Annotated in this window: 26 protein-coding genes; 18 read left to right on the top strand and 8 right to left on the bottom strand. The window is 62.1% G+C overall.

Features of this window, described 5'->3' with window-relative positions:
* Nucleotides 1-228: 228 nt before the first annotated feature.
* The 5 genes from ACIPZF_RS14710 (at nt 229) to pdeM (ending at nt 7286) form a co-directional block, all read left to right on the top strand.
* On the top strand, nt 229-1245 hold the full coding sequence (locus ACIPZF_RS14710; RefSeq protein WP_400800490.1) for a ligase-associated DNA damage response exonuclease: 1017 nt from the start codon (nt 229-231) through the stop codon (nt 1243-1245).
* Nucleotides 1242-2900 carry an ATP-dependent DNA ligase gene (locus ACIPZF_RS14705; protein WP_400800487.1) on the top strand — a complete coding sequence of 553 codons (1659 nt, stop codon included), beginning with the start codon at nt 1242-1244 and terminating at the stop codon, nt 2898-2900. Before ACIPZF_RS14710 ends, ACIPZF_RS14705 begins: the two co-directional genes overlap by 4 nt.
* Before the next feature lie 95 nt (nt 2901-2995).
* On the top strand, nt 2996-4111 hold the full coding sequence (locus ACIPZF_RS14700; RefSeq protein WP_400800484.1) for a succinylglutamate desuccinylase/aspartoacylase family protein: 1116 nt from the start codon (nt 2996-2998) through the stop codon (nt 4109-4111).
* A 68-nt stretch (nt 4112-4179) separates the two neighbouring features.
* Nucleotides 4180-6630 (top strand): ligase-associated DNA damage response DEXH box helicase, encoded by a 2451-nt coding sequence (locus ACIPZF_RS14695; RefSeq protein WP_400800482.1) that lies wholly within the window; start codon nt 4180-4182, stop codon nt 6628-6630.
* Nucleotides 6627-7286, top strand: coding sequence for a ligase-associated DNA damage response endonuclease PdeM (gene pdeM / locus ACIPZF_RS14690; RefSeq protein ID WP_400800479.1), 660 nt, complete (start codon nt 6627-6629; stop codon nt 7284-7286). Before ACIPZF_RS14695 ends, pdeM begins: the two co-directional genes overlap by 4 nt.
* On the opposite strand, the gene ACIPZF_RS14685 is transcribed toward pdeM, so the two are convergent.
* Entirely contained in the window at nt 7287-7514 is a 228-nt protein-coding gene (locus ACIPZF_RS14685) for a hypothetical protein (protein ID WP_400800476.1), read from the bottom strand.
* A gap of 98 nt (nt 7515-7612) precedes the next feature.
* Nucleotides 7613-8179, bottom strand: a complete 567-nt coding sequence (gene dcd, locus ACIPZF_RS14680) for a dCTP deaminase (protein WP_012313046.1) — start codon at nt 8177-8179, stop codon at nt 7613-7615.
* 329 nt (nt 8180-8508) lie between these two features.
* Between dcd and ACIPZF_RS14675 the strand changes: the two genes are divergently transcribed.
* Complete coding sequence (locus tag ACIPZF_RS14675) at nt 8509-8718, top strand: cold-shock protein (RefSeq protein ID WP_016488765.1); 210 nt, start codon at nt 8509-8511, stop codon at nt 8716-8718.
* 67 nt (nt 8719-8785) lie between these two features.
* On the opposite strand, the gene apbC is transcribed toward ACIPZF_RS14675, so the two are convergent.
* Nucleotides 8786-9880: an iron-sulfur cluster carrier protein ApbC gene (gene apbC / locus ACIPZF_RS14670; RefSeq protein ID WP_400800474.1), complete on the bottom strand. Its 1095-nt coding sequence runs from the start codon at nt 9878-9880 to the stop codon at nt 8786-8788.
* Nucleotides 9881-10036: 156 nt separating this feature from the next.
* On the opposite strand from apbC, the gene metG reads away from it, so the two are divergent.
* From metG to ACIPZF_RS14635, 7 genes are all read left to right on the top strand, one after another.
* Nucleotides 10037-12082: a methionine--tRNA ligase gene (gene metG / locus ACIPZF_RS14665; RefSeq protein ID WP_400800471.1), complete on the top strand. Its 2046-nt coding sequence runs from the start codon at nt 10037-10039 to the stop codon at nt 12080-12082.
* Between the two features lie 89 nt (nt 12083-12171).
* On the top strand, nt 12172-12720 hold the full coding sequence (locus ACIPZF_RS14660; protein WP_400800468.1) for an Rnf-Nqr domain containing protein: 549 nt from the start codon (nt 12172-12174) through the stop codon (nt 12718-12720).
* Nucleotides 12721-12729: 9 nt separating this feature from the next.
* Nucleotides 12730-13701, top strand: coding sequence for an RnfABCDGE type electron transport complex subunit D (locus ACIPZF_RS14655; protein WP_400800465.1), 972 nt, complete (start codon nt 12730-12732; stop codon nt 13699-13701).
* Complete coding sequence (locus tag ACIPZF_RS14650; RefSeq protein ID WP_400800462.1) at nt 13698-14300, top strand: RnfABCDGE type electron transport complex subunit G; 603 nt, start codon at nt 13698-13700, stop codon at nt 14298-14300. Before ACIPZF_RS14655 ends, ACIPZF_RS14650 begins: the two co-directional genes overlap by 4 nt.
* On the top strand, nt 14293-14817 hold the full coding sequence (locus ACIPZF_RS14645) for an Rnf-Nqr domain containing protein (protein ID WP_400800459.1): 525 nt from the start codon (nt 14293-14295) through the stop codon (nt 14815-14817). Before ACIPZF_RS14650 ends, ACIPZF_RS14645 begins: the two co-directional genes overlap by 8 nt.
* A gap of 4 nt (nt 14818-14821) precedes the next feature.
* Nucleotides 14822-15460: an endonuclease III gene (gene nth / locus ACIPZF_RS14640; RefSeq protein ID WP_400800457.1), complete on the top strand. Its 639-nt coding sequence runs from the start codon at nt 14822-14824 to the stop codon at nt 15458-15460.
* A 104-nt stretch (nt 15461-15564) separates the two neighbouring features.
* A complete protein-coding gene (locus ACIPZF_RS14635) occupies nt 15565-15741 on the top strand; it encodes a PA3496 family putative envelope integrity protein (RefSeq protein WP_400800454.1) in 177 nt (58 codons plus the stop codon).
* 44 nt (nt 15742-15785) lie between these two features.
* Here the strand turns inward: ACIPZF_RS14635 and ACIPZF_RS14630 are convergent, their stop codons facing one another.
* The gene (locus ACIPZF_RS14630; RefSeq protein ID WP_400800452.1) at nt 15786-16412 is read right to left on the bottom strand and encodes a response regulator; all 627 of its coding nucleotides are present in this window, start codon (nt 16410-16412) and stop codon (nt 15786-15788) included.
* 269 nt (nt 16413-16681) lie between these two features.
* Between ACIPZF_RS14630 and ACIPZF_RS14625 the strand changes: the two genes are divergently transcribed.
* Entirely contained in the window at nt 16682-17161 is a 480-nt protein-coding gene (locus ACIPZF_RS14625) for a hypothetical protein (protein ID WP_400800449.1), read from the top strand.
* Between the two features lie 61 nt (nt 17162-17222).
* Here ACIPZF_RS14625 and ACIPZF_RS14620 read toward each other — a convergent pair whose 3' ends face one another.
* Together ACIPZF_RS14620 and ACIPZF_RS14615 are read right to left on the bottom strand one after the other, a co-directional pair.
* Nucleotides 17223-18440: an argininosuccinate synthase gene (locus ACIPZF_RS14620; protein WP_400800447.1), complete on the bottom strand. Its 1218-nt coding sequence runs from the start codon at nt 18438-18440 to the stop codon at nt 17223-17225.
* 501 nt (nt 18441-18941) lie between these two features.
* A complete protein-coding gene (locus tag ACIPZF_RS14615) occupies nt 18942-19853 on the bottom strand; it encodes an OmpA family protein (RefSeq protein ID WP_400800445.1) in 912 nt (303 codons plus the stop codon).
* Between the two features lie 130 nt (nt 19854-19983).
* Here ACIPZF_RS14615 and pyrC point away from each other — a divergent pair, with 130 nt between their 5' ends.
* Both pyrC and rnt read left to right on the top strand, forming a co-directional pair.
* Complete coding sequence (pyrC, locus tag ACIPZF_RS14610) at nt 19984-21030, top strand: dihydroorotase (RefSeq protein ID WP_400800442.1); 1047 nt, start codon at nt 19984-19986, stop codon at nt 21028-21030.
* Between the two features lie 59 nt (nt 21031-21089).
* Complete coding sequence (gene rnt, locus ACIPZF_RS14605; protein WP_400800600.1) at nt 21090-21701, top strand: ribonuclease T; 612 nt, start codon at nt 21090-21092, stop codon at nt 21699-21701.
* Between the two features lie 57 nt (nt 21702-21758).
* Here rnt and ACIPZF_RS14600 read toward each other — a convergent pair whose 3' ends face one another.
* Nucleotides 21759-22361: a peroxiredoxin gene (locus ACIPZF_RS14600; RefSeq protein WP_008099573.1), complete on the bottom strand. Its 603-nt coding sequence runs from the start codon at nt 22359-22361 to the stop codon at nt 21759-21761.
* 213 nt (nt 22362-22574) lie between these two features.
* On the opposite strand from ACIPZF_RS14600, the gene ACIPZF_RS14595 reads away from it, so the two are divergent.
* Nucleotides 22575-22796, top strand: a complete 222-nt coding sequence (locus tag ACIPZF_RS14595; RefSeq protein WP_400800439.1) for a bacterioferritin-associated ferredoxin — start codon at nt 22575-22577, stop codon at nt 22794-22796.
* Between the two features lie 201 nt (nt 22797-22997).
* Nucleotides 22998-23471 (top strand): bacterioferritin, encoded by a 474-nt coding sequence (bfr, locus tag ACIPZF_RS14590; protein WP_400800437.1) that lies wholly within the window; start codon nt 22998-23000, stop codon nt 23469-23471.
* Between the two features lie 57 nt (nt 23472-23528).
* On the opposite strand, the gene grxD is transcribed toward bfr, so the two are convergent.
* A complete protein-coding gene (gene grxD, locus ACIPZF_RS14585) occupies nt 23529-23864 on the bottom strand; it encodes a Grx4 family monothiol glutaredoxin (RefSeq protein WP_400800434.1) in 336 nt (111 codons plus the stop codon).
* Nucleotides 23865-23881: the final 17 nt, after the last annotated feature.

Raw genomic sequence — 23881 nt, 5'->3', positions numbered from 1 at the left:
TGAGTCATGCACCAAGGCGAACAACCATGACCTTACAGACATAGGCACGTTGCAACAAATGTGGGAGCGGCTTTAGCCGCGATGCGCCGCGCGGGCGGCGCTCGATCTTCAGAGCGCCCTAACCCTCACGCCATGCACCTCTCACCACCACCACAATCCAAATCTCTCCGAACTTCCCTCCCCCACCACCGCTCCTAACTGGTAACCCCCAACACCAGTGCCCACCCCATGGACCTCGTCATCGCCCGCCCCGAAGGCCTGTACTGTCCGCCCGGTGATTTCTACATCGACCCCTGGCGGCCAGTGGCGCGCGCCGTGATCACCCATGGCCACGGCGACCATGCCCGTCGCGGCAATGCGCATTACCTGACCGCCGCCCCCGGCGCCGGCATCCTGCGCAGCCGCCTGGGCCAGGACATCGATCTGCAGACCCTGAGTTACGGCGAGCGCATCCACCATCACGGCGTCACCCTAAGCCTGCACCCTGCCGGCCATGTACTGGGCTCGGCACAGGTGCGGCTGGAATACCAAGGCGAGGTCTGGGTCGCGTCGGGCGACTACAAGGTCGAGCCAGACGGGACCTGCGCCCCCTTCGAACCCGTGCGCTGCCACACCTTCATTACCGAATCGACCTTCGGCCTGCCGATTTACCGCTGGCCGAGCCAGGCCGAGGTTTTTGCCGGGGTGAATGCCTGGTGGCGGGCCAACCGCGATCAGGGCAAGGCCAGCGTGTTGTTTTGCTATTCCTTCGGCAAGGCTCAGCGAATTCTGCACGGACTGGACAGCAGCATCGGGCCGATCCTGGTGCATGGCGCGGTCGAGCCGCTCAACCAGGTCTACCGCGAGGCCGGCGTGCACCTGCCGCCAACCCGCTATGCCGGTGATATCCCACGTAACGATCCACTCATGCGCCAGGCTATCGTCCTGGCCCCACCCTCTGCCGCGGGCAGCAGCTGGATGCGCCGCTTCGGCGAGTACAGCGATGCCTTCGCCAGTGGCTGGATGCTGCTGCGCGGTACGCGGCGGCGGCGTGGGGTGGACCGTGGCTTCGTGCTTTCCGACCACGCCGATTGGCCGGGCCTGCTCTGGGCCATTGAGCAGACTGGTGCCGAGCGGGTGATGGTCACCCACGGCTCGGTCAGCGTGCTGGTGCGTTTCCTCAACGAACAAGGCCTCGATGCCCGTGCATTCGTGACCGAGTACGGCGAAGAAGACGACGCCCCCGCGACGGATGCAGAGGCATGAAAGATTTCGCCCAGCTCTACCTGCGCCTGGATGCCACGACGTCAAGCAATGCCAAGCTCGAAGCCCTGCGCGATTACTTTGCCGAGGCCCCTGCCGAGGACGCCGCCTGGGCGGTGTATTTCCTGTCGGGGGGCCGGCCTCGTCAGCTGGTGCCGACCCGCGTGCTGCGTGAACTGGCAACGACGTTGGCCGGCCTGCCCGAGTGGCTGTTCGAAGAAAGCTACCAGGCCGTGGGCGACTTGGCAGAGACTATTTCCCTGCTGCTGCCGGAAAATTCGCACGGCAGCGAGGAAGGCCTGGCCCATTGGGTCGAAGCCCATCTGCTGCCGCTTCGCGGGTTGCCCGCCGAAGAGGTCCAGCGGCGCCTTCCGCCACTCTGGGCGCAACTGGATCGCCCCAGCCTGATGCTATGCCTGAAGCTGATCACCGGCAGCTTTCGCGTCGGCGTTTCCAAGCTGCTGGTGACCCGGGCCCTGGCCCAGCTGGCCGACCTGGATGCCAAGCGCGTGGCCCAGCGCCTGGTCGGCTACACCGACATCAGCCATCGCCCCACCGCCAGCAGCTATCACAAGCTGATCGCCGCTGAATCGGCTGATGAGCACAGCCAACGAGGTGGTCAGCCTTATCCGTTCTTCCTGGCGCATGCCCTGCAAGTGCCTACCGAGCAGTTCGACGCCCTGCTCGGCCCGCCCAGCGCCTGGCAGATCGAATGGAAGTGGGACGGCATTCGCGCCCAAGTGGTCAAGCGCGATGGCCAGGTATGGGTCTGGTCACGCGGTGAGGAACTGGTGACCGATCGCTTTCCAGAGCTGCACGGCCTGGCTCAGAGCCTGCCGGACGGCGTGGTGCTCGACGGCGAGATCCTGGTCTGGAAACCGGGTGCCAGCGCCGATGCCCCGGCCGTGCAACCGTTCGCCCTGCTGCAGCAGCGCATTGGCCGCAAGACCCTGGGCAAGAAGCTGCTGGCCGACGCCCCGGTGGTGCTCCAGGCCTACGACTTGCTGGAATGGCAAGGCGAGGACTGGCGCAACCGTCCCCAGCATGAGCGCCGCCAGCAATTGCAGCGCATCGTCGACGCGCACCCTTTGGCTCCGCTGCTGCTTTCGCCGCTGCTCGAAGGGCAGGATTGGCAAGACCTCGCCGCGCAGCGCGAACAGTCGCGCAGCCTGGGCGTCGAAGGCTTGATGCTCAAGCAGCGCGACGCCTTGTACGGCGTGGGCCGGACCAAAGACATGGGGGTGTGGTGGAAATGGAAGATCGACCCGTTCAGCGTGGATGCCGTGCTGATATACGCCCAACGCGGCCACGGCCGCCGCGCCAGCCTCTACAGTGACTACACCTTCGCCGTCTGGAACGCTCCGCCCGGCAGCCCCGAACGTGCACTGGTACCTTTCGCCAAGGCCTATTCGGGCCTGAGCGACGAAGAAATGCGCAAGGTGGATGCGATCATCCGCAAGACCACCGTGGAAACCTTCGGCCCGGTGCGCAGTGTGACCCCAACCCTGGTGTTCGAACTGGGCTTCGAAGGCATCGCGCTATCGAAACGGCACAAGAGCGGCATCGCCGTGCGCTTCCCGCGCATGTTGCGCTGGCGCCTGGACAAGCCGGTCGATGAGGCCGATGACCTCGCTACCTTGCAGGCCCTGCTGGCCTGAACGAGGCGATGTGGTTAGGCATGCCGGGCAAAATTATGCTTAGCTTTGTGCCGACCCGTGTCGCAGACCGTTTTCGCCACGCAGCCAGGACCACCATGCACCATTCGACCCACGACCTGCTTTCCCCCGTGCCCGGCGTCACGCGCCAACTGCACAGCTTCCATTTTGGCCCACGCGGTGGCGCCAAGGTGTACATCCAGGCCTCGCTGCATGCCGATGAACTGCCTGGCATGCTGGTGGCCTGGCACCTCAAGCGCCGCCTGGCCGAGCTGGAGCAGCAGGGTCGCCTGCGCCGCGAGATCATCCTGGTGCCGGTGGCCAACCCGGTGGGCCTGGAGCAGGTGCTGCTGGATGCACCGTTGGGCCGGTTCGCGCTGCAGAGCGGCGAGAATTTCAACCGCAATTTCGTCGACCTGTCCGATAGCATCGGCGACCAGATCGAAGGCCACCTGAGCCAGGACCCTGCGCACAACCTGGCCTTGGTCCGTGAATACCTGCGCCGCGGCCTGGACGCCCACCCGGCGAATACGCCGCTGCAGTCGCAGCGTCTGATTTTGCAGCGACTGGCCTGCGACGCCGATCTGGTACTGGACCTGCACTGCGACTTCGAGGCCGTTGAACACCTCTACACCACCCCAGAAGCCTGGCCGCAAGTCGAGCCGCTGGCCCGCTACCTGGGCGCCCAGGCCAGCCTGCTGGCCACCGACTCCGGCGGGCAGTCGTTCGACGAATGTTTCAGCCTGGTCTGGTGGCAATTGCAGCAGCGCTTCGCCAAGCGCTACCCGATTCCGCTGGGCTGCGTCGCGGTGACCGTCGAGCTGCGTGGCCAGGCCGATGTCAGCCATGACCTGGCGAGCAAGGACTGCCAGGCGATCCTCGACTACCTGACCCATGCTGACGTCATCGCCGGCACACCCACGCCCTTGCCGGCATTGCCCCGCCCCGCCACGCCGCTGGCTGCGGTCGAACCGCTCATGGCCCCCCTGGGTGGCTTGCTGGTGTATCACGCCCGCCCCGGCCAGTACCTGGAGGCCGGCCAACTGATCGCCGAAATCATCGACCCGCTGAGCGATCGGGTAACTTCAGTGCGCAACAGCCAGCCGGGGCTGCTGTATGCCCGCAGCGTGCGGCGCATGGCCACCTCGGGCATGGTCATCGCCCATGTCGCCGGTGAGCAGGTGTGCCGCAGCGGTTACCTGCTGGGCAACTGACCCGGTAAAACCAATGCGCATCGCAGGTGGTCATTAGAAGCACAGCCTTCCAAGGACACCGCCCACGCATGCCTGCCGCCAAAGACCTTGCCAATGCCTGGTTCGCCGCCCGCGGCTGGAAGCCCTTCGCCTTCCAGCGGCAAGTCTGGGCGGCCATTGGCCGCGGCGAGTCCGGGTTGCTGCATGCCAGCACCGGGGCCGGCAAGACTTATGCGGTATGGCTCGCCGCCCTGCGCGCCTTCGCCAAGCCCACACCAGCGCGTCAGCCCGCGCCGCTGCAGGTGCTGTGGATCACGCCCATGCGCGCACTGGCAGCGGACACCGCCCGTGCCCTGCAAATGCCGCTGGACGACCTCGGCCTGAACTGGAGCGTCGGCGTGCGCAGCGGTGACACCGGCAGTGCCGAGCGTGCCCGACAAGCCAGGCGCCTGCCCAGCACCTTGATCACCACCCCCGAGAGCCTGACCCTGCTGCTGACTCGCGCCCAAGCCAGTGATGACTTCGCACAGCTGCGCCTGGTGGTGGTGGATGAATGGCACGAACTGCTCGGCAACAAGCGCGGTGTGCAACTGCAACTGGCCCTCGCCCGCCTTCGCCGTTGGCAACCCAACCTGGTGACCTGGGGGCTCTCCGCCACGCTCGGCAACCTGGCGCACGCGCTCGAGGTGCTGTTGCCGCAGGGCGGCCAGTTGCTGCAAGGGCGCCAAGACAAGCGGCTAATGGTCGACACCCTGCTGCCGGAGGCCATCGACCGCTTCCCCTGGGCCGGGCACATGGGCCTGAAAATGCTCGACTCGGTCGCCCGCGAACTCGACAGCAGCGCCAGCAGCCTGGTGTTCACCAATACCCGCGCCCAGGCCGAGCTGTGGTACCAGGCCTTGCTCGACGCCCGCCCCGACTGGGCAGGCCAGATCGCCCTGCATCACGCCTCGCTGGCCCGCGCTACCCGCGACTGGGTGGAACTGAGCCTCAAACAGGGCGCGCTCAAAGCCGTAATCTGCACCTCCAGCCTGGACCTGGGTGTGGACTTCCTGCCGGTGGAACGGGTCATGCAGATCGGTTCGGCCAAGGGTATTGCCCGCCTCATGCAGCGCGCCGGGCGTTCGGGACATGCGCCGGGTCGCCAGTCACGGATCACCCTGGTGCCGACCCATAGCCTGGAGCTGGTCGAGGCTGCAGCGGCGCGCAGCGCCCTGGCTGCCGGGCACATAGAGGCGCGACGCTCGCCTCGGTTGTGCATGGATGTGCTGGTGCAGCACCTGGTCTCCATGGCGCTGGGCAGTGGTTTTCGCCCCGCCGAGTTGCTCGACGAAGTACGCAGCACCTGGGCATTCCGCGAGCTGCGTGACAGCCAATGGCAGTGGGCGCTGGATTTCGTCAGCCATGGCGGCAGTTCACTCAGCGCCTACCCCGACTACCAGCGCGTCGAAGCCCATCCCGACGGCGTCTGGCGCGTCGCCAGCGAGCGCCTGGCGCGACGGCACCGCATGGGCATCGGCACCATCGTCAGCGACGCCAGCCTGCAGCTCAAGTATTGGAGCAAGGGCGGCGGCGGCAAGCACCTGGGCAGTGTCGAAGAGGCGTTCATTGCCCGCCTGCGTCCCGGCGACACCTTGGTATTCGCCGGACGCGTGCTGGAGCTGGTGCGGGTCGAGAACATGACCGCCTACGTGCGCCGCAGCACCTCTCGCAAAGCCGCCATCGCTCGCTGGAATGGTGGTCGCATGCCGCTGTCCAGCGAGCTGGCCGATGCCCTGGTGGAAAAGCTCGATGCGGCGGCCCATGGGCATTTCGACGAACCGGAAATGCGCGCGGTGCGCCCATTGCTGATGCTACAAAGTCAGTGGTCGGCCTTGCCCACCACCCAGACGCTGCTGGCCGAAACCCTCGCCACACGCCAGGGTTCACACCTGTTTCTTTACCCGTTCGCCGGACGCATGGCCAACCTCGGCCTGGCCAACCTGATCGCCTGGCGGGTCAGCCGCGAGCAGCCGCTGTCGGTGTCCATCGCGGTCAGCGACTACGGCTTCGAGCTGCTCAGCCCCAGCCAGGTGGACTGGGCAACCTACCTGCCCGCGGCACTTTCCAGCGAGCACTTGCTGGAGGATGTACTGGCGAGCCTGAACGCCAGTGAGATGGCCCTGCGGCGCTTTCGCGAAATCGCCCAGATTTCCGGGTTGGTATTTGGCGGATACCCTGCCGCACAAAAAAGCACGCGGCAGATCCAGGCGTCCAGCGGGCTGTTCTTCGAGGTTTTTCGTAAACACGATGCCGGCAACCTGTTGCTGGGCCAGGCACGGGATGAGGTGCTGCGCGAGGAACTGGAGATCGAACGGCTACAGCGCCAATTGACCCGAATGGGTCAGCTGCGCCTCGATCTGCGTGAGCTGCAACGGCCGGGGCCGCTGGCATTCACCCTGTTGGTGGAGGGCATGCGGGAAACCCTGAGCACCGAGAAGCTGGCCGATCGTATCGCACGGATGGTCGCCGACCTTGAGAAGGCAGCGAGCAGAACATGAGCAGCCATTTGACCATCGAGCATTGCGGGCAGACGTTATGGTTGATGCCGGACCGCGCGCTTTACTGGCCCGCCCGCCGTGCCCTGGTGGTTGCCGACGTGCATATCGGCAAAGCCGCCAGCTACCGCGCGCTGCACCAACCGGTGCCACGGGGTACCACCGACGCCACCTTGCAGCGCCTGGATGCATTGCTGGCGGCCTGTGACTGTGAACAGCTGATCATTCTCGGCGACTTCCTGCATGCCCGCAGCGCACGGGCGCCCGCAACGATGGCGCGATTACAGGCCTGGAGGGACCGGCACGAGCGTTTACGCATTGTGCTGGTGCGTGGCAACCACGATCGCCATGCAGGCGATCCACCGGCACGACTGGGTATCGAGGTGAAAGATGAACCTTGGATACTGCCGCCTTTCGCCTTGCAGCATGAACCTGACATCCACCCCGAATTTCCGGTGTTGTCAGGCCATGTTCACCCCGCCTTCGTTTTACGTGGGCGCGCTCGGCAACGGCTTAGGCTGCCCTGCTTCGTCATGGCGCCGCAGGTCAGCCTGTTACCGGCGTTCGGTGAATTCACCGGTGGGTGGAATGTCGAGCCCAGGCCAGGCGACTGCATCTATCTCGCTGGGGCAGACCAGGTCTGGGCGTTGCAGCGCTGATCAGGCTACGGGCGCAGGCGGTGGTTCGTCGGGGAGGGTCGGCTCACCCGGCTCCATCGGCGGGGTGTCGCCAGGCTGGGCCGGTTGCGGGGTGTCCGGGTCAGGCTGACCGGGTACGCCGCCAGCGTGCAACGGCGCTGGATGGGCCAGCAAGGACCACGCCAGCAGGCCGATCTGGTTGGGCTGCAGAACAGCCAGCTTTGCACTGATTGCGGGATCGAGTTTCATGGGCGACTCCTGACAAGGGCCACCGCGCGTCATGCAGGGTGGCACTGTTCAAACTATTGGAGTGCCCAAGCGAGCAGTAATTCCCCGCGCTCGTCGGCTCAGGTGCGTGGCAAGGTGACGCCGCGCTGGCCCTGGTATTTACCGCCACGGTCCTTATAGGACACTTCGCACTCTTCATCGGATTCGAGGAAGAGCATCTGCGCCACGCCTTCGTTGGCGTAGATCTTTGCCGGCAGCGTGGTGGTATTGGAGAACTCCAGCGTCACATGACCTTCCCACTCCGGCTCCAGCGGGGTGACGTTGACGATGATGCCGCAACGCGCGTAGGTGCTCTTGCCCAGGCAGATGGTCAGCACGTTGCGCGGGATACGGAAGTACTCGACGGTACGGGCCAGGGCGAAGGAGTTCGGTGGGATGATGCAGACATCGCTCTTGACGTCGACGAAGCTGCCGGCGTCGAAGTTCTTCGGGTCGACGGTGGCCGAGTTGATGTTGGTGAACACCTTGAATTCGTCGGCGCAACGCACGTCGTAACCGTAGCTGGAGACGCCGAACGAGATCACCCGGCTGTCATGTTCGCCACGCACCTGGCGTTCGACGAACGGTTCGATCATGCCGTGTTCCTGCGCCATGCGGCGAATCCACTTGTCCGATTTGATGCTCATGGCGGGGGTGTCCTGAGAGTTGCGAGGTGAAAAAACCAAAGGCGCATCTTACCGGTCCCGGCGCTCAGGTTAAAGTTCCATCCCGCATCCCGCGCCAGACGGGGCCTGCGGCCGCCGCCGATCCGAATTTCATCAAACGCCATCTTGGAGATTGGCAGCTTGCGGAAAGTGGGTTAAGGTGGCGCCACTGTGCTGCACGTGACACCGAGAATCTCTAGTTTGATGCACGATCCTGATCGGCCCATCGCTGAATTTTCTGCTCTCTTTGCGCTCAGTCCCGGGCAGGGTTTTTCCTGACCGTTATCAACTTTGTCCAAGGAGACAGAAAAATGTCCAACCGTCAATCCGGTACCGTTAAGTGGTTCAACGATGAGAAGGGCTACGGCTTCATCACCCCTCAGTCGGGCGACGACCTGTTCGTGCACTTCAAAGCCATCCAAGCTGACGGCTTCAAAACCCTGAAAGAAGGCCAGGCTGTTACTTTCGTCGCTACCCGCGGCCAGAAAGGCATGCAGGCTGAAGAAGTTCAAATCGCCTAAGTCGATTTAGCTTCCTGGCTTTCAAAAAAACCCGCCTTCTGGCGGGTTTTTTTATGCCTGCAGCTTTTCAATCCTCGCTGATGGTGATGCTCGGCATCGCCGGCGCCGCGGCTTCTTGCAACACGATCCGTGCACCTACCTGGCGCGCCAGCTCCTGATAGACCATGGCAATCTGGCTTTCCGGCTCGGCGATCGCGGTCGGCTTGCCGCTGTCGGCTTGCTCACGGATCAGCATCGACAAGGGCAGCGAGGCCAGCAACTCGACACCGTACTGCGCCGCCAGCTTCTCGCCACCGCCTTCGCCGAACAGGTGCTCGGCATGGCCGCAATTCGAGCAGATGTGCACCGCCATGTTCTCCACCACACCCAGCACCGGGATGTTGACCTTGCGGAACATCTCCACGCCCTTCTTGGCATCCAGCAGGGCCAAGTCTTGCGGAGTGGTGACGATCACCGAGCCTGCCACCGGTACTTTCTGCGCCAGGGTCAGCTGGATATCGCCGGTGCCTGGCGGCATGTCGATCACCAGGTAATCGAGGTCGTCCCAGGCCGTCTGGGTCACCAGTTGCAGCAGCGCGCCGGACACCATCGGGCCGCGCCAGACCATCGGCGTGTTGTCGTCGGTGAGGAAGGCCATCGACATGACTTCCACGCCATGGGCCTTGATCGGCACGAACAACTTCTGCTCGCGGATCTGCGGGCGAGTGCCTTCGGCGATGCCGAACATCACACCTTGGCTGGGGCCGTAGATATCGGCGTCGAGAATCCCCACCCGGGCACCCTCACGGGCCAGCGCCAGCGCCAGGTTGGCAGCGGTAGTCGATTTGCCGACACCGCCTTTGCCCGAGGCCACGGCGACGATGTTCTTGACGTTGGCCAGGGCTGGCACCTGGGCCTGGGCTTTGTGCGCGTTAACCACGCAATCAATCGACACCTGGGCCGAGCTGACGCCATCCAGGTTCTCGATCGCGGTCTGCAGCACCTGGGCCCAGCCGTTCTTGAACAAACCAGCGGCATAGCCCAGCTGCAATTGCACGGCGACCCGCCCATCTTGAATGTCGATGCTGCGCACACAGCCGGCGCTGACCGGGTCCAGGTTCAGATAAGGGTCGGTGTACTGGCGAAGCACGCCTTCGACGGCGGCACGGGTGACGGCACTCATGGAGGCTCCCATTGGCATACGGATAGTCAAACAGGCGCCTATCCTAACCCGTCAATCGTCAGCAGTTGCGTGCATGGGGTGAAATATATTCGCCGGCCCTTTATAGTGGCCGATCACCCTGATTTTTACCCGAGCCAGATAAGTAGCCGAGCCACCATGTCCGAGCCACGCCAGATTCTCGTCACCAGCGCCCTGCCCTATGCCAATGGGTCCATTCACCTTGGCCATATGCTTGAGTACATCCAGACGGACATGTGGGTTCGCTTCCAGAAGATGCGCGGCAACCAGTGCATCTATGTCTGCGCCGACGACGCCCACGGTTCGGCCATCATGCTGCGCGCCGAAAAGGAAGGCATCACCCCCGAGCAACTGATCGCCAACGTCCAGGCCGAGCACAGCAGCGACTTCGCCGACTTCCTGGTGGATTTCGACAACTTCCACTCCACCCACAGCGAAGAAAACCGCGAACTGTCGGGCATGATCTACTCGCGCCTGCGCGACGCCGGGCACATCGCGACCCGTTCGGTCACCCAGTATTTCGACCCTGAAAAGGGCATGTTCCTCGCCGACCGTTTCATCAAGGGCACCTGCCCCAAATGCGCGGCCGAAGACCAGTACGGCGACAACTGCGAAAAATGCGGCGCCACCTACGCCCCGACCGAACTGAAGAACCCCAAGTCGGCGATCTCCGGCGCCACTCCGGTGCTGCGCGATTCGCAGCACTTCTTCTTCAAGCTGCCGGACTTCCAGGCCATGCTGCAGCAATGGACCCGCAGCGGCACCCTGCAGGATGCCGTGGCCAACAAGCTCGCCGAATGGCTGGATTCGGGCCTGCAGGAGTGGGATATCTCGCGTGACGCGCCGTACTTCGGCTTCGAGATCCCGGGCGAGCCCGGCAAGTACTTCTACGTGTGGCTGGATGCGCCGATTGGCTACATGGCCAGCTTCAAGAACCTCTGCGCGCGCCGTCCGGAGCTGGACTTCGACGCGTTCTGGAACGAAGGCTCCAAGGCCGAGCTGTACCACTTCATCGGCAAGGACATCGTCAACTTCCACGCCCTGTTCTGGCCAGCCATGCTCGAAGGCGCGGGCTTGCGCAAACCGACCGCAGTCAACGTGCACGGCTACCTGACCGTCAACGGCGCCAAGATGTCCAAGTCGCGCGGCACTTTCATCAAGGCGCGCACCTACCTGGATCACTTGCAGCCGGAATACCTGCGCTACTACTACGCCGCCAAGCTCGGCCGTGGCGTCGACGACCTCGACCTGAACCTCGAGGACTTCGTGCAGAAGGTCAACTCCGACCTGGTCGGCAAAGTGGTCAACATCGCCAGCCGTTGTGCCGGCTTCATCCACAAAGGCAATGACGGCGTGATGGTTGCCGGCGATGCCGCGCCGGAACTGACCGAGGCCTTCCTGGCTGCGGCTCCGTCCATCGCCGAAGCCTATGAGGCCCGTGACTTTGGCCGCGCCATGCGCGAAATCATGGCCCTGGCCGACCGTGCCAACGCCTGGATCGCCGACAAGGCGCCCTGGTCGCTGGCCAAGCAGGAAGGCAAGCAGGACGAGGTTCAGGCCATCTGCGCCCAGGGTATCAACCTGTTCCGCCAGCTGGTGATCTTCCTCAAGCCGGTGCTGCCGGTGCTGGCCGCCGACGCCGAGGCCTTCCTCAACGTCGCGCCGCTCTGCTGGAACGACCACACCTCGCGCCTGGAAAACCACCCACTCAACCCGTTCAAAGCGCTGATGAGCCGCATCGAGCTGGCCAAGGTCGAAGCCATGGTCGCTGCCAGCAAGGAAGACCTGCTGGCCGCCGGCGGCCAGCCACAGGCACCTGCGGGCAACGGCGAACTGGCCAAGGACCCACTGTCGGCGGAAATCGAATTCGACACCTTTGCCGCCGTCGACCTGCGTGTAGCACTGATCGTCAAGGCCGAAGCGGTGCCGGGTGCCGACAAGCTGCTGCAACTGACCCTGGACATCGGCGACGAGCAGCGCAACGTGTTCTCGGGCATCAAGTCGGCCTACCCGGACCCATCCAAACTGGAAGGCCGCCTGACCATGATGGTGGCCAACCTCAAGCCTCGGAAAATGCGCTTTGGCGTCTCCGAAGGCATGGTCATGGCCGCAGGCCCTGGCGGTGAAGAGATCTACCTGCTCAGCCCGGACAGCGGCGCCAAGCCAGGCCAGCGCATCAAGTAATTCCTCCAGCCCCGGCCTCAGTGCCGGGGCTTTTTCATTCCCTGGCGCTTAGTCGGACAGCGCAGCCGATAGCGGCTATCGTCATCTGCATGAACGACTATGTCCTGGTGCTGATCAGCGCCGCGCTACTCAGCGATCAGTTCCTGCAACGGCATCCGAGGTCCAGGCTTGGGCTGCATGTCTGCGGTCTGGCGGGAGCCCTTTCGATCATCATTGGTGTGATCAGCGGCCAGCTGCTGGAGCACGTGCTCGTAGCGCCTTTGCATCTGCAGGACCTGCGTCTGTTTCTGCTGCTGCCCTGGCTGGCGTTGCTTGCCTGGGGCGTACCGCAGGTACTGGCCAGGCTGCGGCGCGACTGGCCAACGGCGCAGCTGACATGGCCATTATTGAACAATGCTGCGTTGCTGGGGCTGACACTGCAGCTCCTGGGGGCACAAGCCCAATGGCTGCCCACATTGGGCTGGGCCGTGCTGGCCGGGCTCGGTTACTGGCTGGCGCTGGCGCTGTTCGACGATCTGAATCAGCGCAGCCAGCATACGGAGGTTCCGGCCCCACTTCGCGGCTTGCCCATCGCCTTGCTAGGGGCCGGCATCATGACCATGGCGCTCTCAGGCATCAACGGATTATTCATGCAATGAAACTGACCCATGACCACTGCTGACCCTCGCCTGCGCAGCGCCATGGGGCTGGTGCTGCTGGCCTGCGCGCCGGGCCTGCTGGCATCGTTGTGGCTGTTGGGGTGGGGGCTGCTGGTGAGCCTGGCGCTATGCGCAATCACTGCCGTTGGTTGCGAAATGGCGGCAATGGCATTGCGCGGTCAACCGGTTACCACCACCCTCAACGACTGTAGCGCGCTGGTGACCGCAGTGCTGCTCGCGCTCGCCCTGCCCACCGAGGCGCCCTGGTGGCTGCCTATGGTTGCCACAGCCGTCGCCATTGGTTTGGGCAAGCAGGCCTTCGGCGGCGTCGGCCGCAACCTGTTCAACCCGGCGATGGTCGGCTACGCATTCGTGCTGCTGAGTTTTCCGCTGCAAATGAATCACTGGCCGGGCCATCCATCGGGCTTGAGCGGCACCCTGCACCTGGTGTTTGGCGGTGGTGAGCAAATCGATGCATGGGCTAGCCCGACAGTCCTCGATGGCCTTCGTCACAATCGTAGCCTGACCCTTGACGAGCTTTTCGCCAGCCATCCGGGCTTTGGCCATGTCGGTGGCAGCGCCAGCGAATGGGTCAACCTGGCGTTTCTGCTCGGCGGGTTGTTGCTGTTGCAACGCAAGGTGTACAGCTGGCATGCGCCGGTGGGCTTGCTGGCTACACTGTCGCTGTTCAGCCTGCTGGCGTGGAACGGTTCCGGTTCGGACTCCAATGGTTCGCCATTGCTGCACCTGTTCTCCGGCTCGACCATGCTGGCGGCTTTTTTCATAGCCACCGAACCGGTGTCAGGCCCAAAGGCTGATCTGGCCAGACTGCTGTTCGGGGCCGGCACGGGCGCATTGATCTACCTGATCCGCACGTGGGGGAGTTACCCCGATGGCACCGCATTCGCCATCTTGCTGATGAACCTGGCTGTGCCGACGCTCGAGCGGATAGCCGCACGCTACGCGCAGGTCACCCCATGAAGCCCCCCCTGCGCAGCCTGATCCTGTTGCTTATCGTGGCTGGAATGGCATTGACGGCCACGCTGGCCTGGCGGCAATGGACACGCACAGCAATCGGCGAAGCCGAGCAACAATTGCAGGCGCAGCAGTTTCTGGCGGTTCTTCCCGCCAAAAGCTACGACAATCATCCACTGGCCGCCCCCCTGCAACTGCCCGCCGTTCAAGCCTCGCATAGCCAGATAATCGCAGCCTATCGCGCCAGTCGCGGCAACACTGCGACGGCGGTGGTGCTGGTGAGTCAAGTACAGGGTTATGCCGCCCCCATCCGCCTGACCATTGCCATCAGCGTCGATGGCCGGCTGATCGGCACCCAAGTCATCGAACAACATGAAAGCCCAGGGCTGGGTGGCCGGATCGCCGACCCTCAGCTGAATTGGCTGGCGCAGTTCGCCCATCGTCGGCTCGAAGACCGATGGGCGCTACAGCGCGATCAGGGCGATTTCGACCAACTGGCCGGTGCGACGGTCACGTCACGTGCGGTGATCGAGGCGCAGCAGGATGCGTTGCGTTATTTCGATCAGTACCGCGCGCTATTGCTCGGAAATTCTGCTCATGAATAGATACTGTCTGCTGCTGGCAGGCTTGGCGCCGTTACTCGGCGCCACCCGTACGCTTGCTCAAGCCAGCGTCATCGGCATCAGCCTGCTCGTGCTGACCGTGCTCCACCAAGGACTGATGCACCCTTTGCGCAGCCGATTGAGTGGGGCGATGTATTGGCTGGCAAGCCTGCTGCTGCTCGCGGCGCTGTCCAGCTGCCTGCTACTTGCGCTACGCGCCTGGGCATTGCCGCTAGCCTTGGCCCTCGGCTATTTCCCGGCGCTGATCTGCCTGCATTGCCTGGCAACAGATCGGCTGCTGCCGGATAACGGCCGCTGGCGCCTGTTGGCAGAGCACCTGGCTGGACTGCTGGCCCTGTGCATGGTGCTCGGCGCCACTCGCCAATGGCTAGGGGATGAGCTGGGCGTGTATGCGGCCAAGCTGGCTCCGGGTGCGCTGCTAGTGCTCGGTGTACTACTGGCCTTGTACAATTGGCTGCGTCCGGGCCCCGCCCCCTCACGTCGTCAAGGAAAGCGTTGACCCCATGAATGCCGCCAAACGCCTGGAAATCTTTCGCAGGCTGCACGAAGACAATCCCGATCCAAAAACCGAGCTGGCCTACACCACCCCGTTTGAATTGCTGGTCGCCGTGACCCTTTCTGCGCAGTCTACCGATGTCGGTGTCAACAAGGCCACCGCTCGACTGTTCCCAGTCGCCAATACCCCACAGGCTATCTACGCACTTGGTGTCCAAGGGCTGAGCGACTACATCAAGACCATCGGGCTCTACAACAGCAAGGCCAAGAATGTCATCGAAGCCTGCCGCCTGCTGATAGAGCGCCATGGCGGTGAAGTGCCGCAGACCCGCGAAGCCCTGGAAGCCTTGCCCGGCGTCGGCCGAAAAACCGCCAACGTAGTCCTCAACACGGCTTTTCGCCAACCGACCATGGCAGTCGACACGCATATCTTCCGCGTGAGCAATCGCACGGGCATAGCGCCCGGCAAGACGGTGCTCGACGTTGAGAAGAAGCTGCTGAAGTTCGTCCCCAAGGACTACTTGCTCGATGCGCACCATTGGCTGATCCTGCACGGCCGCTATGTCTGCCAGGCACGCAAGCCACGTTGCGGCAGTTGCAGGATCGAAGACTTGTGCGAGTACAAGCAGAAAACATCAGACGATTGATCCGATAGTGAATACCCACCCGTTTCGATTGAAAAAATCTTTTTTACCAACGTTCGCTCTTTCGTTATAAGGACGGCCAATGGCCCTTTGGCTTGGAGCGACTCATGAGTACCGATAAAGACGACCTGTCGATCGAAGATGACTTTGCCACTGCTGACGACGATGCGGAGCCTCGGTTGGAACCCGCGAAGACCAACCTGAGCAAACGTCGCACCATAGACAATCTTCTTGAAGAACGGCGCCTGCAGCGTCAGCTTGCGGATTTCGATTACGACCTCTAGCCCGGCCAGAAAGCCTCCCGTTGGAGGCTCTCCGCGCAGAGGGATCAGGCCAGGCCGTGACGCTGAGCCAGCTCGATCAGATCGACCAACGAGTGCGCATTGAGTTTGAGCAGCAGACGTGTCTTATAGGTGCTGACCGTCTTGTTGCTCAAGAACATGCTGTCGGCGATTTCCTTGTTGGACTTGCCGCGCGCCAGTTGCTGCAACACCATCATTTCCCGCGCCGACAGACGATCGACCATTTCCGTTTCACTGGCACCCCCTACCCGGCCGCGCGACTTGTGCAAGGCTTGATTGGGAAAATAGCTGTAACCGGACAAGACGGCCTTGATCGCGCTGAGTAGTTCGGTGAGTTCCTGTTGCTTGCACACGTAGCCTGAAGCCCCCGCCTGCATGCAGCGCATCGAAAAATGCCCGGGCGCCTGGGAGGTCAGCACCAGCACCCGGCTGCCCGGGCTCGCCGTTGCCATGCGAGCAATGACTTCCAGCCCGTCGAGCTTGGGAATACCGATATCGAGCACCACGATGTCAGGTAGGTGCTCGCGGGTTAGCTGTAGCGCTTCCACGCCGTTGTCGGTTTCTGCAACCACATCGTAGCCATGCCGCTCCATCAGCATGCGCACTGCCAAGCGTATGACCGGATGGTCATCCACGATAAGGACTTTATTCATGCGATATCCATTCATTATTTTGCTTTGACGACGCGACACAATAACCGAGCGGGACGGTCAATGGAGTATCGTTTTCCTCCGCAAATACCGTAATAGATAAACCTTACGTCGCTTTCAGAATTTTCCTACGCACAACTGTTACAACAATCCGCTTCGATTCAATGACTGCAGCCAACGAAGGGATAAATCTCCCCCCCCGGAAACAGCACACAATTCAGTCGCCATTGAGGGTGAGCTATTGATAGCGAAAGCCGCAGGAGGCAGCCATCATGAGCAAACACCAGTCGGTAGCGCCACTGACCATCATCGCTCTTTTCGCTGGGATCATCGAAGCGTCCGCGCTAGCGACACTTCCGTTTCTCAGCGACACTAGTCAAAGCCTCTACACGTGGTTCCTGGTCGGCTTTCCTTTCTTTCTGACGGCGCTGTTTTTCCTCACCCTGAACTTCAATTACAAGTCGTTTTACAAACCCGACAGAAATATCTCAATCAAACACACAGCTCCTTTGAAAACCCCTGAGCCCCTGCCATCTGAATCCGACTCCCTCGACAACCACGTTATCAAACCAATCATGCTGATGCTTTCCGGGCCTGAAGCGCAGACAATAATCACAACACATGTACTCAAACTCGTGACCCAAACACCTGTTAAAAGTGGCACGTGGATCTACTGCAACTTGGACAAACAACAAAGTTTCCGCTTGTCTATCAGTGAGGAACCGCATGACGCCGTCGCGCTCCTGGATTAGGCAATTCAGGCTCGCAAAAAAAAACCCGGCCTGAGCCGAGTTTTTTCATACGCTTCGGGGCTTAAAGCAACCCGCGGCCCTTGTTGGCAGCAATGCGCATGCGCAGCGCATTGAGCTTGATGAAACCAGCGGCATCGGCCTGGTTGTAGGCGCCACCATCTTCTTCGAAGGTTGCAATGTTGGCATCGAACAACGAGTCGTCCGACTTGCGGCCGACCACGGTCACATTACCCTTGTACAGCTTCAGGCGCACAACACCGTTCACGTTGACCTGCGAAGCGTCGATCATCTTCTGCAGCATCAGACGTTCCGGGCTCCACCAGTAGCCGGTGTAGATCAAGCTGGCGTACTTGGGCATCAGCTCATCTTTCAGGTGAGCGACTTCGCGGTCCAGGGTGATCGACTCGATGGCGCGGTGAGCCTTGAGCATGATGGTGCCGCCTGGGGTCTCGTAGCAGCCACGCGACTTCATGCCGACGTAACGGTTCTCGACGATGTCCAGACGACCGATACCGTTGGCACCGCCGATGCGGTTCAGGTCGGCGAGGACAGTGGCCGGGCTCTTCTCGACGCCGTCGATGGCAACGATGTCGCCGTTGCGGTAGGTCAGTTCAAGGTAGGTCGCCTGGTCCGGGGCGTTCTCCGGCGAGACGCTCCAACGCCACATGTCTTCTTCGTGCTCGGTCCAGGTATCTTCCAGGACACCGCCTTCGTAGGAGATGTGCAGCAGGTTGGCGTCCATCGAGTACGGCGACTTCTTCTTGCCGTGGCGTTCGATCGGGATGGCGTGCTTCTCGGCGTAGTCCATCAGCTTCTCGCGGGACAGCAGGTCCCACTCGCGCCATGGGGCGATGACTTTGACGCCCGGCTTGAGCGCGTAGGCGCCCAGCTCGAAACGCACCTGGTCATTGCCTTTACCGGTGGCACCATGGGAAATGGCGTCGGCGCCGGTTTCGTTGGCGATTTCGATCAAGCGCTTGGCGATCAGCGGACGGGCGATGGAAGTACCCAGCAGGTACTCGCCTTCGTAGACGGTGTTGGCGCGAAACATCGGGAAGACGAAATCACGCACGAATTCTTCGCGCAAATCGTCGATGTAGATCTCTTTGACGCCCATTGCCTGGGCTTTGGCGCGAGCCGGCTCGACTTCTTCGCCCTGACCCAGGTCAGCGGTGAAGGTCACCACTTCGCAGTCGTAGGTATCTTGCAGCCACTTGAGAATCACCGAAGTATCAAGGCCGCCGGAATACGCCAGTACGACCTTTTTTACGTCCGCCATGCCATCACTCCACGGGGTTGTACGGAAAGGGATCGATTCTACCGGCGTTGCGGACAAATTTACAGTGGGGCGACAGCTTCTGACGACAAAGCGACAGGAACAGTCGAGAGCGCGACGTGGATTGGAGTGTGGATTCCGGGTGCAAGCCCTGGAAGGTGTGGATTCCAAGTGCATGTCTAGGGAGGTGTGGTGAGCATCAGATCGAGCGCCGCCCGCGCGGCGCTTCGCGGGGCAAGCCCGCTCCCACATTTGTTGCAACGTGCCATTGTCTGTCAGGCCATGGTTGTCCGCCTTGGTGCATGGCTGAAGACTTGTGGGGCAGCAGCAGCGCAAGCCTAAAAATCGCGTCGTCCTAACAAGGCAGGCAACTATGGCCTATCAGGCCATGGCACGTTGCAACAAATGTGGGAGCGGGCTTGCCCCGCGAAGCGCCGCGCGGGCGGCGCTCGATCTCCAGGGCTCTACATCTTTAGAGGCATGCGCCCGGCAGCGACGCTGATCTCAGGGGGTTTTAGCCGGAGCCGGAGCCGGAGCCGGAGCCACAACCGCCTTCTCCACCACCGCCACCCGATCCAGCTCAATATTCACCCGCCGATTCCGCGCCCGGTTCGCCGCACTGTTGTTCTTCACCAGCGGATAGCGTTCACCATGGAAGCGCACGGTAATCTGCTCTTCCGGCACACCATGAGCCTTGAAGTAATCCGCGACGGCCAATGCCCGACGCCGCGAAGTATCCCGATTGGTCAGACGATTGCCGCTGTTGTCGGAGTGACCATTGAGTTCGATGTGATTAACCGTCGGATCAGCCTTGAGATAGTCGAGAATCATATCCAGCCGCGCCCGCGCCGCTGCATCAAGGTCGATACCGCCACCCGGGAAGCCGACCTGGGTCTGGCGCACCTGGTCGTAATTCATCGCCAGCATCTTGCCAGCACATGCCTGGTAGTCGCTGTACGCCTTGGCAAAACTAACGGGCAACACGCGCACCTCCATCGGCCGCCCCGCCTCGCCGGTGTAGCTGCGCACCACTGTGCTGCGGCCATCGAGCAAGCCGTTGATCAGGCGACTGGCCTGGCCCTGGGACGAACTGAACAGCACGCCGCTACGGGCCAGACGCACGGCCCCCAGGTTGATATCCGCGCGTCCCGGTTGCCAGGGTGCAGCAGCGGCCAGCAGCGTGGCCGAGCCTGCGCCCAGCGCATTACTGGACGAACGCAACTGGAAAACTGGCTGCTCACCTGCCCGTCGGACGAACTCACCGCTGCCGAAACCGTCGATCGGCTGGATCAAGCGGCATTCGAACTGGTCACCCTCGACTTTCCAGGCGATGTTCTCCATGCGGGTCTGGAAGGTCAATGCACCGGCCGGCAGGCTGGCGAACAGGGTCAACAGGGCTAGGTAACGCTGGCGCACGGGCGGCTCCACTAATTTTGACGGCTTACAGGCAGGCTATCGGACGCTCGTCGGAAAACTTGATAGCCGTGCTCGGCACGGGGTTTTCCGGTAGCATTGGGGCCTGAGTTCGACCCGCCTGGAATCCCCAATGTCCGATCGCCTGACCCTCCTGCGTCCCGACGACTGGCACATCCATCTGCGCGATGGTGCCGTCCTGCCCCATACCGTTGGCGATGTGGCGCGTACCTTCGCCCGTGCCATCATCATGCCCAACCTGGTTCCGCCGGTACGCAACGCCGACGAAGCCGCTGCCTACCGCGAGCGCATTCTTGCCGCCCGCCCGGCCGGCAGCCGCTTCGAACCACTGATGGTGCTGTACCTCACCGACCGCACCAGCCCCGAGGACATCCGCGCGGCCAAGGCCAGCGGCATCGTGTACGCCGCCAAACTGTACCCGGCCGGTGCCACCACCAACTCCGATTCCGGCGTGACCAGCATCGATAACATCTTCCCGGCCATCGAGGCACTGGCGGAAGTCGGCATGCCGCTGCTGGTGCACGGTGAAGTGACCCGCGCCGAGATCGACGTGTTCGACCGCGAAAAACGCTTCATCGACGAACACATGCGCCGCCTGGTCGAACGCTTCCCGACGCTGAAAGTGGTGTTCGAGCACATCACCACCGCCGATGCCGCGCAGTTCGTCAGCGAGGCCCCGGCCAACGTCGGTGCGACCATCACTGCCCAGCACCTGCTGTACAACCGCAACCACATGCTGGTCGGCGGCATTCGCCCGCATTTCTACTGCCTGCCGATCCTCAAGCGCAACACCCATCAGGTGGCGCTGCTGGACGCCGCCACCAGCGGCAACCCGAAGTTCTTCCTTGGCACCGACTCGGCACCGCATGCCCAGCACGCCAAGGAAGCGGCCTGCGGTTGCGCCGGCTGCTACACCGCCTACGCGGCCATCGAGATGTACGCCGAGGCCTTCGAGCAGCGCAACGCGCTGGACAAACTGGAAGGCTTCGCCAGCCTGCACGGCCCAGCCTTCTACGGCCTGCCGGCGAACACCGACCGCATCACCCTGGTCCGCGAAGAATGGACTGCCCCGGCCAGCCTGCCATTCGGCGAGCAGACCGTGATCCCGCTGCGCGCCGGTGAGAAACTGCGCTGGCGCCTACTGGAGGACAACGCGTGAGCGAAGACCTCTACGAAGACGATCAGGACGGCCAGGCCGGTAGCGGCTCGCGCCACCCGATGGCTGAGCGCTTCCGTGGCTACCTGCCGGTGGTGGTGGATGTCGAGACCGGCGGCTTCAACAGCGCCACCGACGCCCTGCTGGAAATCGCCGCCGTGACCATCGGCATGGACGAAAAGGGCTTCCTGTTCCCGGAACATACCTACTTCTACCGTGTCGAGCCGTTCGAAGGCGCCAACATCGAGGCAGCGGCGCTGGAATTCACCGGCATCAAGCTGGACCACCCGCTACGCATGGCGGTGAGCGAAGAAAGCGCGCTGACCGACATCTTCCGTGGCGTGCGCAAGGCACTCAAGGCCAATGGCTGCAAGCGGGCGATCCTGGTCGGCCACAACAGCAGCTTCGACCTCGGTTTCCTCAACGCTGCGGTGGCGCGCAACGACCTCAAGCGCAACCCCTTCCACCCGTTCTCCAGCTTCGACACCGCCACTCTGGCGGGCTTGGCCTATGGCCAGACCGTGCTGGCGCGGGCCTGCCAGAGCGCCGACATCGACTTCGATGGCCGTGAGGCACATTCGGCGCGTTACGATACCGAAAAGACCGCCGAGCTGTTCTGCGGCATCGTCAACCGCTGGAAAGAAATGGGCGGCTGGCGCGATTTCAACGACTGAGTTGCGCTGCCATAAAAAAACCGGCCACGAAGGCCGGTTTTTTTATGCGCCTGGCAATTACAGCTTGCCAGCGTTCTCGCTCAGGTAAGCCGCAACGCCTTCTGGCGAAGCGTTCATGCCCTTGTCGCCTTTTTTCCAGTTGGCCGGGCAGACTTCGCCGTGCTCTTCGTGGAATTGCAGGGCATCGACCAGACGCAGCAGCTCGTCCATGTTACGGCCCAGCGGCAGGTCGTTGATGATCTGCGAACGGACAACACCGTTGGTGTCGATCAGGAAGGCGCCACGGAAGGCCACGCCGCCTTCGGACTCGACGTCATAGGCCTTGCAGATTTCGTGGGTCATGTCGGCCGCCAGGGTGTACTTGACCTGGCCGATACCGCCGTTGTTGACCGGGGTGTTACGCCAGGCGTTGTGGGTGAAGTGCGAGTCGATCGACACGCCGATCACTTCAACGTTGCGCGCCTGGAAGTCAGGGATGCGGTTGTCCAGGGCGATCAGCTCGGACGGGCAGACGAAGGTGAAGTCCAGCGGGTAGAAGAACACCAGGCCGTACTTGCCCTTGATGGCCGAGGCCAGGTTGAAGCTGTCGACGATTTCGCCGTTGCCCAGCACAGCCGGTACGGTGAAGTCGGGGGCTTGTTTGCCAACGAGTACGCTCATTGTAATCTCCTGATGAGGGTGAAAAAACGTTTGCCGGGCAAGGCGGGCGTGCCCGACATCCAACAAAGGCCGACCATCATACACGGCTTGCGATGACAGTCCGAATCCAACCGCCGGTCACTCGAGCGCGCCCTCTTCAACAAAGTGTTTTGACAAGCATTCTCATTACCATTACTCTCCAACCATCGACTCAACCAGCGATGGTCCGACTTTATGTATGTGTGTCTTTGTGTCGGCGTTACCGACGGACAGATCCGCGATGCGATCTATGAAGGATGCTGCAGCTACAAGGAAGTCCGAGCCGCGACCAATGTCGCCAGCCAATGTGGTAAATGTGCGTGCCTGGCCAAGGAGGTGGTCCGCGAGACCCTCACCAAGCTTCAGGTGAGCCAGCAAGCCGCCCTGCCCTACCCGGTAGAATTTACTACCGCTTGATAGTGCCCAATTTCAAGAACCGGACCGTGTGTCCGGTTTTTTTATGCCTAAAATTCAATAAGTTAGCGCGCCAACGCGGTTCACAAACATTCTTATTCCTATTAATTTTCACTTATTATTCAAGAACTTAGGTTTGACACCTGTAAGTTACGGGCTCAAACTTCCCTGTATTGGCACTCTTCTACAGGGCAGGAACCCGCAATGAAAGGCGACGTAAGCGTCATCCAGCATCTCAACAAGATCCTCGGAAACGAGCTGGTCGCGATCAACCAGTACTTCCTGCACGCCCGCATGTATGAAGATTGGGGTCTGAACAAGCTCGGCAAGCACGAGTACAAAGAATCCATCGACGAGATGAAACACGCTGACAAGCTGATCAAGCGTATTCTCTTCCTCGAAGGTATCCCCAACGTTCAGGACCTGGGCAAGCTGCTGATTGGCGAGCACACCAAGGAAATGCTCGAGTGCGACCTGAAGCTCGAACAGAAAGGCCTGGTCGACCTGAAAGCCGCCATCGCCCATTGTGAAACCGTTGGCGACTTCGGCTCGCGCGACATGCTCGAAGACATCCTCGAATCCGAGGAAGAGCACATCGACTGGCTGGAAACCCAATTGAGCCTGATCGACAAGATCAGCATCGAGAACTACCTGCAGTCGCAGATGGGCGAAGAGTAATTTCCCGCCCCATGAAAAAACCCGCCATGAGCGGGTTTTTTTATGCCTGCCTGGGGATCAGGCTTCGGAAGCCTTGGCGTTGGCGGCAGCTTCCTTGATCAGGGTTTGCAACTCACCCTTCTCGAACATTTCCAGCATGATGTCGCTACCGCCGACCAGCTCACCGGCTACCCACAACTGTGGGAAGGTCGGCCAGTTGGCGTACTTGGGCAGGTTGGCGCGGATTTCCGGGTTCTGCAGGATGTCGACGTAGGCGAACTTTTCGCCGCAACCCATCACAGCTTGCGATGCCTTGGCCGAGAACCCGCACTGCGGGGCATTCGGCGAGCCTTTCATGTAAAGCAGAATGGTGTTGTTGGCAATCTGCTCTTTGATCGTTTCGATGATATCCATGTAGCACCTCGGCTGAA

Source organism: Pseudomonas sp. NPDC089752 (assembly GCF_044748725.1).
In the GTDB taxonomy this organism is placed as follows: domain Bacteria; phylum Pseudomonadota; class Gammaproteobacteria; order Pseudomonadales; family Pseudomonadaceae; genus Aquipseudomonas.
The sequence above is the reverse complement of the archived record's forward strand: the minus strand, read 5'-3'. Positions and strand labels throughout refer to the sequence as shown.